This window comes from Streptomyces sp. NPDC036764, assembly GCF_055609385.1.
Window position 1 is genome coordinate 179,515 of sequence record NZ_JBVJPT010000006.1, and the last position, 13,352, is coordinate 192,866.

At 70.0% G+C, this 13,352-nt stretch carries 13 protein-coding genes; 5 read left to right on the forward strand and 8 right to left on the reverse strand.

From position 1 onward, the window contains the following. Positions 1–4: 4 nt before the first annotated feature. The 4 genes from ACZ69Q_RS23650 to ACZ69Q_RS23665 all read right to left on the reverse strand — a co-directional run bounded on the left by ACZ69Q_RS23650 (position 5) and on the right by ACZ69Q_RS23665 (position 3,739). Entirely contained in the window at positions 5–322 is a 318-nt protein-coding gene (locus ACZ69Q_RS23650; RefSeq protein WP_030948995.1) for a non-heme iron oxygenase ferredoxin subunit, read from the reverse strand. Further along, positions 322–1,503: a Fe-S cluster assembly protein SufD gene (sufD, locus tag ACZ69Q_RS23655; RefSeq protein WP_471045065.1), complete on the reverse strand. Its 1,182-nt coding sequence runs from the start codon at positions 1,501–1,503 to the stop codon at positions 322–324. The genes ACZ69Q_RS23650 and sufD overlap by 1 nt, the downstream gene beginning before the upstream one ends. Before the next feature lie 62 nt (positions 1,504–1,565). Then, entirely contained in the window at positions 1,566–2,990 is a 1,425-nt protein-coding gene (gene sufB, locus ACZ69Q_RS23660; RefSeq protein ID WP_471045067.1) for a Fe-S cluster assembly protein SufB, read from the reverse strand. Continuing rightward, positions 2,987–3,739, reverse strand: coding sequence for a helix-turn-helix transcriptional regulator (locus tag ACZ69Q_RS23665; protein ID WP_471045070.1), 753 nt, complete (start codon positions 3,737–3,739; stop codon positions 2,987–2,989). The genes sufB and ACZ69Q_RS23665 overlap by 4 nt, the downstream gene beginning before the upstream one ends. A gap of 161 nt (positions 3,740–3,900) precedes the next feature. On the opposite strand from ACZ69Q_RS23665, the gene ACZ69Q_RS23670 reads away from it, so the two are divergent. From ACZ69Q_RS23670 to ACZ69Q_RS23685, 4 genes are all read left to right on the forward strand, one after another. Further along, positions 3,901–4,698 carry an AAC(3) family N-acetyltransferase gene (locus ACZ69Q_RS23670; RefSeq protein ID WP_471045073.1) on the forward strand — a complete coding sequence of 266 codons (798 nt, stop codon included), beginning with the start codon at positions 3,901–3,903 and terminating at the stop codon, positions 4,696–4,698. Positions 4,699–4,767: 69 nt separating this feature from the next. Beyond that, a complete protein-coding gene (locus ACZ69Q_RS23675; RefSeq protein ID WP_471045076.1) occupies positions 4,768–5,691 on the forward strand; it encodes an ABC transporter ATP-binding protein in 924 nt (307 codons plus the stop codon). A 68-nt stretch (positions 5,692–5,759) separates the two neighbouring features. Continuing rightward, positions 5,760–6,476 (forward strand): ABC transporter permease, encoded by a 717-nt coding sequence (locus ACZ69Q_RS23680; RefSeq protein ID WP_471045583.1) that lies wholly within the window; start codon positions 5,760–5,762, stop codon positions 6,474–6,476. A 65-nt stretch (positions 6,477–6,541) separates the two neighbouring features. Continuing rightward, positions 6,542–7,555, forward strand: a complete 1,014-nt coding sequence (locus ACZ69Q_RS23685) for a COX15/CtaA family protein (protein ID WP_471045079.1) — start codon at positions 6,542–6,544, stop codon at positions 7,553–7,555. Here ACZ69Q_RS23685 and ACZ69Q_RS23690 read toward each other — a convergent pair. From ACZ69Q_RS23690 to ACZ69Q_RS23705, 4 genes are all read right to left on the reverse strand, one after another. After that, entirely contained in the window at positions 7,510–8,259 is a 750-nt protein-coding gene (locus ACZ69Q_RS23690; RefSeq protein WP_471045081.1) for a nucleotidyltransferase domain-containing protein, read from the reverse strand. The genes ACZ69Q_RS23685 and ACZ69Q_RS23690 overlap by 46 nt on opposite strands. A gap of 56 nt (positions 8,260–8,315) precedes the next feature. Further along, the gene (locus tag ACZ69Q_RS23695; protein ID WP_471045083.1) at positions 8,316–9,422 is read right to left on the reverse strand and encodes an amidohydrolase family protein; all 1,107 of its coding nucleotides are present in this window, start codon (positions 9,420–9,422) and stop codon (positions 8,316–8,318) included. Positions 9,423–9,523: 101 nt separating this feature from the next. Continuing rightward, positions 9,524–9,844 carry a hypothetical protein gene (locus ACZ69Q_RS23700; RefSeq protein ID WP_471045086.1) on the reverse strand — a complete coding sequence of 107 codons (321 nt, stop codon included), beginning with the start codon at positions 9,842–9,844 and terminating at the stop codon, positions 9,524–9,526. A gap of 58 nt (positions 9,845–9,902) precedes the next feature. Continuing rightward, complete coding sequence (locus ACZ69Q_RS23705; RefSeq protein ID WP_471045089.1) at positions 9,903–10,871, reverse strand: heme o synthase; 969 nt, start codon at positions 10,869–10,871, stop codon at positions 9,903–9,905. 364 nt (positions 10,872–11,235) lie between these two features. Here ACZ69Q_RS23705 and tkt point away from each other — a divergent pair, with 364 nt between their 5' ends. Next, positions 11,236–13,323, forward strand: a complete 2,088-nt coding sequence (gene tkt, locus ACZ69Q_RS23710) for a transketolase (RefSeq protein ID WP_471045091.1) — start codon at positions 11,236–11,238, stop codon at positions 13,321–13,323. Positions 13,324–13,352: the final 29 nt, after the last annotated feature.

Consider the following 13,352-nt stretch of genomic DNA (forward strand, 5'->3'; position numbering starts at 1 on the left):
TGCCTCAGGACTCCTGGGTGAGGGAGACGAGCACGTCGTCCCCTTCGATCTTTACGGGGTATACGGGGACGGGGCGCGTCGCGGGAAGGCCGGACGGCTTGCCGGTTCTGAGGTCGAACGCGGAGCCGTGCAGCCAGCACTCGATCTGGCAGTCCTCCACCTCGCCCTCGGAGAGCGAGACGTTCGCGTGCGAGCAGATGTCGTGGATGGCGAACACCTCCCCCTCGGTCTGCACGACCGAGACCGGCGTGCCGTCGAGTTCCACCCGCTTCGGGGTGTCCTCCTCCAGCTCGCTCAGCCCACAGGCGCGTACGAAAGCCATCAGACCGTGGCCTCCAGCTCCTCGTCGATCTTCACGAGGAGGCGCTCTTCGATGTCGTCGACGCCGATCTGCTGGACGAGCTCGGCGAAGAAGCCGCGCACCACCAGGCGACGGGCCTCGTCTGCCGGGATGCCGCGGGCCATCAGGTAGAAGAGCTGCTCGTCGTCGAAGCGGCCGGTCGCCGAGGCGTGGCCGGCGCCGACGATCTCGCCGGTCTCGATCTCCAGGTTCGGCACGGAGTCGACGCGGGCGCCGTCGGTCAGAACCAGGTTGCGGTTCATCTCGTAGGTGTCCGTGCCCTCGGCCTTGGCCTCGATCAGCACGTCGCCGATCCACACCGCGTGCGCGTCCTCGCCCTGGAGCGCGCCCTTGTAGGCGACGTTGGACTTGCAGTGCGGGGTGTTGTGGTCGACCAGGAGACGGTGCTCCTGGTGCTGGCCGGCGTCGGTGAAGTAGAGGCCGAAGAGCTCGGCCTCGCCACCGGTGCCGGCGTAGGCCACGCGCGGGTGGAGGCGTACGAGGTCGCCGCCGAAGGTGACCACGAACGACTTGAAGGTGGCGTCCCGGCCGATCAGCGCGTTGTGCTGGCCCACGTGCACGGCCTTGTCGTCCCAGTCCTGGACGGAGACGACGGTGAGCTTGGCGCCGTCGCCCAGGATGTAGTCGACGTTGGCGGCGAGCACGGCGTCACCGGTGTGGTCGATGACGACGACGGCCTCGGCGAAGGCTCCGAGCTCCACGACCTGGTGGCCGTAGGCGACCCCGCCCTCGCCGTGCACGGCGATCCGGATCGGCTCGGTGAGGACCGTCTCCTTGGGGACGGTGATCACACCGGCCTTCTCGAACGCCGAGTACGCCTGGGCGGCGACCCGGTCCACGGGCATGCCCGCCTTGCCGAGGCGCGCGTCGTCGCGGCCGACGGTCTCGACGGTGACGCCCTCGGGGGCCTCGACGGTGACCTGGAGGCCGTCGCCGGTCGCCACGGCGGTGCCGTCGTGCAGCCCGCGCAGGCGCTCCAGCGGGGTGAACCGCCACTCCTCCTCGCGGCCGTGCGGGACCGGGAAGTCCGCCACGTCGAAGGACGGCGGCGCGCTCATGCGCGTGGCGACGGTCGACTCGGCGGCAACGGCCACCGCGCCGGCGGTGGTGGACCCCACCGGGATGTTCTGAGCCTCAGCCATGGCTGTCGGTCTGCTCTCTTCCTACGTCAGATTTCGCTAGCTGCTTTACCGAGGACCCGGTCTTAACCGACCGCGCCTTCCATCTGCAGCTCGATCAGCCGGTTGAGCTCGAGGGCGTACTCCATGGGCAGCTCCTTGGCGATCGGCTCGACGAAGCCGCGCACGATCATGGCCATCGCCTCGAACTCGCTCAGACCGCGGCTCATCAGGTAGAAGAGCTGGTCCTCGGAGACCTTGGAGACGGTCGCCTCGTGGCCCATGGACACGTCGTCCTCGCGGACGTCCACGTAGGGGTACGTGTCGGAGCGGGAGATGGTGTCCACGAGCAGCGCGTCGCACAGCACGTTGGACTTCGAGCCGTGGGCGCCCTCGCCGATCTCGACCAGACCGCGGTACGAGGTACGGCCGCCACCACGCGCCACGGACTTCGACACGATGTTGGAGGAGGTGTTCGGCGCCATGTGGACCATCTTGGAGCCGGCGTCCTGGTGCTGCCCCTCGCCCGCGAAGGCGATGGACAGGGTCTCGCCCTTGGCGTGCTCGCCCATCAGGTAGACGGCCGGGTACTTCATCGTCACCTTGGAGCCGATGTTGCCGTCGATCCACTCCATGGTCGCGCCCTCGTAGGCGACGGCGCGCTTGGTGACCAGGTTGTAGACGTTGTTCGACCAGTTCTGGATGGTCGTGTAACGGCAGCGGGCGTTCTTCTTGACGATGATCTCGACGACCGCGGAGTGCAGCGAGTCCGACTTGTAGATCGGGGCCGTACAACCCTCGACGTAGTGCACGTAGGCACCCTCGTCGACGATGATCAGGGTCCGCTCGAACTGGCCCATGTTCTCCGTGTTGATGCGGAAGTAGGCCTGGAGCGGGATCTCGACGTGCACGCCCTTCGGGACGTAGATGAAGGAGCCGCCCGACCACACGGCGGTGTTCAGCGACGCGAACTTGTTGTCACCGACCGGGATGACGGTGCCGAAGTACTCCTTGAAGAGCTCCGGGTGCTCCTTCAGCGCGGTGTCGGTGTCGAGGAAGATGACGCCCTGCTCCTCCAGGTCCTCGCGGATCTGGTGGTAGACGACCTCCGACTCGTACTGGGCGGCGACACCGGCGACGAGGCGCTGCTTCTCGGCCTCCGGGATGCCCAGCTTGTCGTAGGTGTTCTTGATGTCCTCGGGCAGGTCCTCCCAGGACTCCGCCTGCTTCTCCGTGGAGCGCACGAAGTACTTGATGTTGTCGAAGTCGATGCCCGAGAGGTCCGAGCCCCAGTTCGGCATGGGCTTCTTGTCGAACAGCCGCAGACCCTTGAGGCGGAGCTTGGTCATCCAGTCCGGCTCGTTCTTCTTCGCGGAGATGTCACGGACGACGTCCTCGCTCAGACCGCGCTTCGCAGAGGCGCCGGCTTCGTCGGAGTCGGCCCAGCCGTATTCGTACTTGCCCAGGCCGTCGAGCTCAGGGTGGGCAGTCTCCTCGATGGGGAGAGTCATGCGGGGTTCCTCCCGGCCGTGCTTGCAGATGCGTTATCGGTGTTATGGGAAATCTTCGGGATGAACGTCGTGCAGACGCCGTCGCCGTGCGCGATGGTCGCCAGACGCTGGACGTGCGTTCCGAGCAGCTCGGCGAAGATCTCCGTCTCCGCCTCGCACAGTTGGGGGAACTGCTCCGCGACATGCGCCACCGGGCAGTGGTGCTGGCAGAGCTGCTCGCCCTTTTGGGGGAGGGGTGCGCTGCGCGCCGTAGCAGCGTACCCGTCCACGCTCAAGGCCTTGGCCAGGGCTTCGGTCCGCTCATCGGGGCTGACGGCCTCGATCGCCTTGCGATAGGCGCTCGCCTGGGAGGCGATCCGGGCGCGGGCGAAGGCGGCGACCGCCTCGCTCCCGCCCTCGCGCTCGGCGATCCACTTCAGGGCGTCCGCTGCGAGCTTGTCGTACGACTGGTCGAAGGCGTCGCGGCCGCAGTCGGTGAGCGCGAAGACCTTGGCGGGACGGCCGCGCGTACGCGTGCCGTACACCCGCTGTTCCCGGGGCTCCACGACGTCATCGGCGACCAGCGCGTCCAGATGCCTGCGCACGGCGGCCTGGGTGAGCCTCAGGCGGCCGGCCAGGTCGGCGACGGTCGACGGCCCGTGGTCCAGGATGGATCGCGCGACCCGGTTGCGCGTGGAGCGCTCCCCGGTCGCGAGCTCCTCCTGAGGGGGCCCCGTGGGGGTCTCCCGAGCCTCGCCGACGTTTTTCACAACGCCATTGTTGCGTAATTCCTCAAAGCCAGGCAAGCGGCGTCCACGTCCGTCGACGGTGCCCTGCGTCACTTAGGCATACCTAATCTGACCTGCGGAAACGATCTTTGATCGATCAAACCGGTGGCGCCGCGAGGCCCCTTCCGGAACACTCCGGAAGCATGCCCATACCCCCTCCGACCGGCCCTCTTGTCACTCGGGACACCCTCGCCGCACAACTTCGCGAGCTGGGCGTCCGATCCGGTGAGACGCTCCTCGCGCACTCCTCCCTCAGCTCCCTCGGCTGGGTCTGCGGAGGCCCCGTCGCGGTGGTCCAGGGACTGCTCGACGCCCTCGGTCCCGAGGGCACGCTGGTGGTCCCCACCCAGACCGGCGACCTCTCGGATCCGGCGGTGTGGAGCAACCCGCCCGTTCCCGAGGAGTGGTGGGAGGCCATTCGGGCGACGATGCCCGCGTACGACCCTGCCGTCACGCCCACGCGCGGGGTCGGCGTCATCCCGGAGACGGTACGGACCTGGCCGGGCGCCCTGCGCAGCGCGCATCCGCAGACGTCCTTCGCCGCCGTCGGCCCGCGCGCGGCCGAGATCGTCGCGGGCCACGCGCTCGACTGCCGGCTCGGCGAGCGCAGCCCGCTGGCCCGGCTGGAGGCGCTGCACGCGCGCGTGCTGCTGCTCGGCGCCGGCTACGACACCTGCACCAGCTTCCATCTGGCCGAGTACCGGATCCCGTCACCGCTGGTGAAGGTGGGGCGGCCGGGGCCCGCGGGCTGGGAGGTGGTGACCGAGGTGTCCATCACCTCGGAGCGGTTCGACGAGCTGGGCCATGACTTCGAGCGGGACCGTCGCGTCGTGCGCGGGAAGGTGGGCGCGGCCGACGTCCGGCTGTTTCCCATGGCCGACGCGGTGGCGTACGCCCAGCGGTGGCTGGGGATCCACCGGCCCCGCGCCGAGGAGGTATGAGGACGGCCGTATGAGCAGATGTGAACCCGGCCGTCCGGGGCACCGTCCGCCTACCTAGACTCTGGAGCCATGCGAACTGAGCCCGTGCTCCAGGTCCAGGCCCTGGTGAAGCGGTACGGCGACAAAACCGCGGTGAACGGTCTCGACCTGGTGGCCCACGCGGGTGTCACCGCCGTACTCGGACCCAACGGCGCGGGCAAGACCACGACCGTCGAGACCTGCGAGGGATACCGCAGACCGGACTCCGGCACCGTGCGGGTCCTGGGGCTCGACCCGGTGCGACAGTCCGGGGCGCTGCGGCCCCGGATCGGCGTGATGCTCCAGTCCGGCGGCGTCTACTCGGGCGCACGGGCCGACGAGATGCTTCGCCATGTGGCCAAGCTGCACGCGCATCCCCTGGACGTCGACGCCCTCATCGAGCGCCTCGGCCTCGGCACCTGCGGCCGGACCGCTTACCGGCGCCTCTCCGGCGGCCAGCAGCAGCGGCTCGCGCTCGCCATGGCCGTGGTCGGCCGCCCGGAGCTGGTGTTCCTGGACGAGCCGACCGCCGGGCTGGACCCACAGGCCCGCCGGGCCACCTGGGACCTGATCCGCGACCTGCGCGCCGACGGCGTCTCCGTGATCCTCACCACCCACTACATGGACGAGGCCGAGCAGCTCGCCGACGACGTCGCGATCATCGACGCCGGCCGCGTCATCGCCCACGGCTCCCCCGAGGACCTGTGCCGCGGCGGCGCCGAGAACACCCTCCGCTTCACCGGCCGCCCCGGCCTCGACGTGGGATCCCTGCTCAAGGCCCTGCCCGCCGACTGCACGGCGGCGGAGCTGACGCCGGGTTCGTACCGCGTCGGCGGCAAGGTCGACCCCCAGTTGCTCGCGACGGTGACGTCGTGGTGCGCACAGCACGGGGTGATGCCGGACCGGATCTCGGTGGAGCGGCACACTCTGGAGGACGTCTTCCTGGAGCTGACCGGCAAGGAGCTGCGCTCGTGACCACCCTCGGTACAGGTAGGGGTACGGGTACGTACGCCCCGAAGCCGGGCGCCGCCCCCCTCCCCCGCATGATCGGGGCACAGGCGGCCCTGGAGACGAAGATGCTGCTGCGCAACGGCGAGCAGCTCCTGCTGACGGTGGTGATCCCCACCCTGCTGCTGGTCCTTTTCAGCTCGGTGGACATCGTCGACACGGGTGCCGGCGAGGCCGTCGACTTCCTCGCCCCCGGCATCCTCGCGCTCGCCGTGATGTCGACGGCGTTCACGGGGCAGGCCATCGCCACGGGCTTCGAGCGCCGGTACGGAGTGCTGAAGCGGCTGGCCTCCTCACCGCTGCCGCGCTGGGGCCTGATGACGGCGAAGACGGTGTCGGTGCTGGTCACCGAGGTCCTGCAGATCGTGCTGCTGACGGTGATCGCGTTCGCGCTGGGCTGGTCGCCGCACGGCAACCCGCTGGCCGTCCTGCTTCTGCTGGTGCTCGGCACCGCGGCCTTCTCCGGGCTCGGCCTGCTGATGGCCGGCACGCTCAAGGCCGAGGCCACACTGGCCGCCGCCAACCTGGTGTTCCTGCTGCTGCTCGTCGGCGGCGGGGTGATCGTGCCGCTGGACAAGTTCCCGGCCGCCGCCCAGGACGTCCTGGGTCTGCTGCCCATCTCCGCGCTCTCCGACGGGCTGCGGGACGTCCTCCAGCACGGGGCCGGGATGCCGTGGGGCGACCTGGGGATCCTGGCCGTGTGGGCGGTCGTGGGACTGGCCGCGGCGGGGCGGTTCTTCCGCTGGGAGTAGGCCCGCGGACCCCGGTCCGGGACCCTCGTGAAACCGTGCACAAGCGGGCGCCTACGATAGGGCGCGTGCCAAACGTGACCCGCGCCGACGCCGTAGCGGCAGTGCGCAACCCGCTCGCCTTCATCGCCGCACGCTGGACCCCCACCCCGAGGACGGTCCGGCGGGCGGCGCTCGCCGCGCTCGTGATGTCGGTGCTCATCGTGGTCACCGGCGGTGCGGTACGCCTGACCGGGTCCGGGCTCGGCTGCCCGACCTGGCCCAAGTGCACCGACGACTCGCTCACCGCCACCAGCGAGATGGGCCTGCACGGCGCCATCGAGTTCGGCAACCGCATGCTGACGTACGTGCTGTGCGCGGCGGTCGGCTGGGCGATCATCGCCGCGCGCTCGACGAAGCCGTACCGGCGGGACCTGACCCGCCTCGGGTGGGCGCAGTTCTGGATCGTGATGAGCAACGCCGTGCTCGGCGGCATCGTCGTCCTCGTCGGACTGAACCCGTACACGGTCGCGGCCCACTTCGTGGCGACCTCCGCGCTGATCGCCGTCGCCACGGTGATGTGGCAGCGCGCCCGCGAGGGCGACGGCGCGCCGCGTCCCCTGGTGGGCAAGGCGGTGCAGCAGCTTGTGTGGGTCCTGGTCGCGGCCTCGGTGCTGCTGATCCTCCTCGGCACGGTGGTCACCGGCGCGGGCCCGCACGCGGGCGACTCCAGCGAGGTCGAGCGGATGCCGGTCGACTGGGAGACCGTCACCAAGCTGCACGCCGTGCTGGCGTGGATCGTGGTCACCCTGGCCTTCGCGCTCTGGTTCGTCCTCAAAGCGGTCGACGCACCGAAGGGCCCCCTGAACCGCACCCGCGACCTCTTCCTGATCCTGCTCGGCCAGGGCGTCATCGGCTACGTCCAGTACTTCACGGACCTCCCGGAGGTACTGGTCGGCCTGCACATGTTCGGCTCGGCCCTGGTCTGGATCGCGACCCTGCGCATCCTGCTCGCGCTGCGGGAGCGGCCCGAGCCGGAGGTGCCCGACCTGCCGCTTCAGGCGTACGACGCCACGAGCGCGTCGATCGCCGGTCCCAGGTAGTCCCGCGTCAGCCCGGCCCGGCGCGCCGTCCACTCCTCGGTGGGCGGCGCGGGATCCTCGTAGCGGCGCCTGCGGATGTCCTCGACGAGCTCGACGGGTGCCCCGAGGCCGGGCAGCAGCTCCAGCGCCTCGCGCTTGGAGATCAGCCGGCCGTCCCGCAGGGTGACGCCCGCGCGGGCGAAGGTGACCAGAGCGAGGTCCACCCACACGTCCTGGGTCCACAGCCGGGCGTTGTCGACGGCGGGCCGCCAGAAGTCCCGCTGGTCGCGTACGACGAAGTCGCCGAGCTCCCGGTCCGTGACCGGCGGCAGCAGGCCGGCCGGGGCCTTACCGTGCAGCACGCGTCCGAAGGTGTGCAGTTCGCGCCGGGTGACGGGGCTGACCGACCGTTTGAACAGCTCCTGGTGCGCCCAGGTGAGATGGCGCCGGCCGGTGTCGTCCATCGCGTCCGGCGTCAGGTAGGTGCAGTGCAGCTTCGCGGCGAGCGGCTCGGCCCGCAGCCGGGCGTGCAGTTGGGCCAGCCGCCAGATCGTGCGGGGCGTGAGCGGTGCGTCCGCGACGACGATCAGGTCCAGGTCGCTGACGCCCTCCTGGTAGTCACCGCCGGCCAGTGAGCCGTGGGCCCAGACGGCGAGCGGGGCGGCCGGCGGCAGGGCGGTCTTGAGGCCGGTGACGAAGCGGTCGAGTAACACCTCGGTCTGCATCCGCCCAGTCTGTACAGGACGCCTCGGGCGGTAAACCCCCTCACTCCAGCCCCCCGTCACTCCAGCCCGTACACCCTGCGCGCGTTCCCCGCCGCGACCATCTCCGCCACCCGCTGCGCGTCCGCGAGCGACCACGCGTCCTCGGCGACCCAGCCGCCGAGCACCCTGGCGAGGGCCTCGCGGAAGAGGCGGGCGCCCACCACGTGCAGTTCGGGCAGGCCCTGGGCGCCGGTGGAGAAGAGGATCTTGCCGAAGGGGGCGAGTTCCAGGATCTCGGCGAGGATCGTGGCCGCGCGGGCGCCGGTGCGGATGAGGGCTGCGCCGGAGTCGGCGTAGACGTGCGGGAAGACGCCGGCCAGATGGGCGGCGTGCCGGTGGTACGGGTAGCCGTGCAGCAGGACCAGGTCGGTGCCGAGTCCGGCCGTGGCGCGGACGAAGTCCGTGAGCAGGACCGGGTCGGTGCGGTCGATGCGCAGGCCCGGCTCGCCCAGCCCCGCGTGCAGTTGGAGCGGCAGCCCGGAGGCGACCGCGATCCACAGCAGATGCCGTAGGAGCACGGGGTCGCTCAGCTCGCCGCCGACCCGGCGGGCCGCGAGCCAGCGCCCTGCCGCGCCCCGCACCTCCCCGGGCCCCGGCGGCTCGGGCGCGAGCGCGAGGCCGTGCCGTACGCCCGCGACCGAGGTGAAGGCCACGGCGTTCACGGCCGCGCCGTGCACCGACTCGGCGAGGTTGGCCAGGAAGGACTCGACGGTGCCGGAGGTGTCGGCGACCTGTTCGGCGAGGAGTTCCAGGCGCACGATCTCATGGGCCCTGGCGGACGACGCGGACGCCATCTCGGGCGGGCCGGTGAGATCGCCCGGCAGTCCGGTGTCGACCAGGTACGTCGTGATGCCGCTGCCCCGCAGCAGACGCCGGCCCGCCTCCAGTACGCCGAGTTCACGACGCCGGGCCAGATAGCGGGCGGGCCGGCAGTGCGGTTCCAGGCCCAGCAGAGGGGGGCACCAGCGTCGTACGGCGAAACCCGTCTGGGTGTCGAAGAGGGTGGTGCCCGGCGCCGGCGGGCCCTCGGTGCGGGCCAACTGGGCCTCGAAGGTGCCGAGGCCCAGCTCCGTTCGCAGTACGCCGTGGCAGTACTGGTCCACGAGGAACGGCGTGTCGATCATCCGGGCTCCCCGTGGGTGGACTGCGCTTGCTACAGGTCCTAACGGGTGAACCGGTGACTAGGTGTTGCGGAAGGAGGGAGCGGCTCGGGAAATGGCGTGACTCAGCCGCCGATCTGGATGCCCGCCATGCGCTTCCACTCGTACGGGCCGGTCGTCACCTTCGCCGCGAACTCGCCGTCGAAGGACTCGTGGCGGGTGATCCCGGCCTTCTCCACCGCCTTCTCGGCGATCTCGTACGACGGTGCCACCAGGTCTCCCCAGCCGCCGTCCTCGCCCACGAGCACGATCCGGGCGCCCCGCTCGCCGATGTAGGCCACCTGGACCTCGGCGCCGCCGTGGGACTTCGCGAAGGAGTTCATCTGCTTGGCCAGCTTGGCCACCCTGCGCTCGGCCTTCTGGTCAACCTGCTGCGTGTCTGCCATGGTCAGGATGCTACTCACGAGTAGATCGGCTGGCGAGGGCAGGGCACTGTGACGTGCGTCAGCGCAGGAAGGGGTCCACCGCGACCGCGACGAACAGCAGCGACACGTACGTGATCGACCAGTGGAACAGGCGCATCTCCTTGAGCTTGCCGCCCGTCACCTCCGCCTTCGCGCGGTTCTGCAGCGCGTGCGCCTCCCACAGCCACCAGCCGCCCGCGCCCAGCGCGACCACTGTGTAGAACCAGCCCGTGTAGCCGAGCGGCGTGAGCAGCAGCGACACCGCCACCATCACCCAGCTATAGATGACGATCTGCTTGGCGACGACCTTGTTGGAGGCGATGACCGGAAGCATCGGCACGCCCACGCGCGCGTAGTCCTCCTTCACCTTCATGGACAGCGGCCAGTAGTGCGGCGGCGTCCAGAAGAAGATCACCAGGAAGAGGATGAGCGGCGCCCAGGACAGCGAGTTCGTGACCGCGGACCAGCCGATCAGGACCGGCATGCAGCCCGCGATGCCGCCCCACACGATGTTCTGCGACGTACGGCGCTTGAGGATCATCGTGTAGACGACGACGTAGAAGAGGAGCGCTCCGAGGGACAGCCAGGCCGACAGCCAGTTGACGGTGAGGCCGAACAGCAGCGTGGAGACGACCGCGAGGGTGATGCCGAAGGCCAGGCACTCGCGCGGGCTGACCATCCCGGTGACCAGCGGGCGCTGCGAGGTGCGGTCCATGAGCGCGTCGATGTCGCGGTCGATGTACATGTTCAGGGCGTTGGCGCCGCCGGCGGAGAGGTAGCCGCCGACGCACGTGAGCAGCACCAGACCGAGGTCGGGCACGCCCTGCTCGGCCAGGAACATCACCGGAACGGTGGTGATGAGCAGCAGCTCGATGATCCGCGGCTTGGTAAGCGCCACGAACCCCTTGACCCGGGCCCCGATCGGCCGCCGGCTCGGGCTCTGGCTCGTCCCGATAATCCCCGCTGGACGGGATTCAACGGCCGTCACGCACACCCCTGACAGAGACATCCCAGCAAGCCCCCCGGTGTGAAGTCCCGGTAAAGGCTCGCGCGTACCACGCCACTGTAGACGTTGCCCAGACCCGGACATTCGCGGGGGTGGGGTCGTGTTGGAGGGGGCCGTCCGAAGGGCGCGCCGAAGCTCGATTGAGCACCCGGATGAGCGGCTCCGTATTCACTTGCCGAATGTGGAACGACCCAGTCGGGAGGCACATCCCGGTGACTCCCGGCAGTCTGGAATGAGTCGAAAAAACGCACGTACTTCCGGGGGTAGGCTCGACAACGGCCGGCCGACGCCGAGTACGCCGGCAGCCGGTGGGCGTGTGTGCCCGTGACACCGGCAACCGACATGTGGAGAGGAGCCCTGACCCAGGGTGAGCACCAAGCCGACCACCACAGACCTCGAGTGGACCGAGCTGGACCAGCGGGCTGTCGACACCGCCCGCGTCCTGGCCGCCGACGCCGTACAGAAGGTCGGAAACGGCCATCCGGGTACGGCGATGAGCCTGGCACCCGCCGCCTACACCCTCTTCCAGAAGGTGATGCGGCACGACCCCGCGGACGCCGAGTGGGTCGGTCGCGACCGCTTCGTGCTGTCCGCAGGCCACTCGTCCCTGACCCTCTACACCCAGCTCTACCTGGCCGGCTTCGGTCTGGAGCTGGACGACCTGAAGGCGTTCCGGACGTGGGGTTCGAAGACCCCCGGCCACCCGGAGTACGGCCACACCACGGGCGTCGAGACGACGACCGGCCCGCTGGGCCAGGGTGTCGCCAACGCCGTCGGCATGGCGATGGCCGCCCGCTACGAGCGCGGTCTGTTCGACCCGGACGCCGCGCAGGGCACCTCCCCCTTCGACCACTTCGTCTACGCCATCGCCGGTGACGGCTGCCTCCAGGAGGGCATCTCCGCCGAGGCGTCCTCGATGGCCGGCCACCAGCAGCTCGGCAACCTGATCCTGCTGTGGGACGACAACCACATCTCGATCGAGGGCGACACCGAGACGGCCGTCTCCGAGGACACCGTCAAGCGCTACGAGGCCTACGGCTGGCATGTGCAGCGCATCGCGCCGAAGCCGGACGGCGACCTGGACCCGCACGCCATCTACAACGCGATCGAGGCCGCGAAGCAGGTGACGGACAAGCCGTCCTTCATCGCGATGCGCTCGATCATCGCCTGGCCCGCCCCGAACGCGCAGAACACCGAGGCCGCCCACGGCTCGGCGCTCGGCGACGACGAGGTCGCGGCCACCAAGCGCGTCCTGGGCTTCGACCCGGAGCAGTCCTTCGAGGTGGCCGACGAGGTCATCGGCCACACCCGCAAGGCGCTGGAGCGGGGCGCCGAGGCGAAGGCCGAGTGGGAGAAGTCCTTCCAGCTCTGGCGCGACAACAACCCCGAGCGGGCCGCCGAGTTCGACCGCATCCACAAGGGCGAGCTGCCCACCGGCTGGGAGGAGAAGCTCCCGGTCTTCGAGCCCGGCAAGGGCGTCGCCACCCGCGCCGCGTCCGGCAAGGTGCTCCAGGCACTCGGCGCGGTCATCCCGGAGCTGTGGGGCGGCTCGGCCGACCTGGCCGGCTCCAACAACACGACGATCGACAAGACCTCGTCGTTCCTGCCGGCGGACAACCCGCTGCCGGAGGCCGACCCCTACGGCCGCACGATCCACTTCGGCATCCGCGAGCACTCCATGGCCGCGGAGATGAACGGCATCACCCTGCACGGCAACACCCGTGTCTACGGCGGTACGTTCCTGGTCTTCTCCGACTACATGCGCAACGCCGTGCGCCTGTCGGCGCTGATGCACCTGCCGGTGACGTACGTCTGGACGCACGACTCCATCGGCCTGGGTGAGGACGGCCCCACCCACCAGCCGATCGAGCACCTCGCGTCCCTGCGCGCCATCCCCGGTCTCAACGTGGTCCGCCCGGCGGACGCCAACGAGACCGCGATCGCCTGGCGCGAGATCCTCAAGCGCTACACGAAGGAGTTCGGCAAGGGCGCCCCGCACGGGCTCGCGCTGACCCGTCAGGGCGTGCCGGTGTACGAGGCCAACGAGGACACCGCGCGCGGCGGTTACGTGATGTTCGAGGCCGACGGCGGCAAGCCCGAGGTCGTCCTCATCGCGACCGGTTCCGAGGTGCACGTGGCCGTCGAGGCGCGCGAGCGGCTCCAGGCCGACGGTGTGCCGACGCGGGTCGTGTCCATGCCCTCGGTGGAGTGGTTCGAGGAGCAGGACCAGGGGTACCGGGACAGCGTCCTGCCGCCGGCCGTCAAGGCGCGGGTGGCGGTCGAGGCCGGTATCGGTCTGACCTGGCACAAGTACGTCGGGGACGCGGGTCGCATCGTTTCCCTGGAGCACTTCGGTGCTTCGGCCGACGGCAAGGTCCTTTTCCGGGAGTACGGCTTCACTGCCGAGAACGTGGCGGCCGTCGCGCGGGAATCCCTCGCCGCGGCCCAGCGCTGACGCTCATATACGAGACGTAGGAGTTTGAT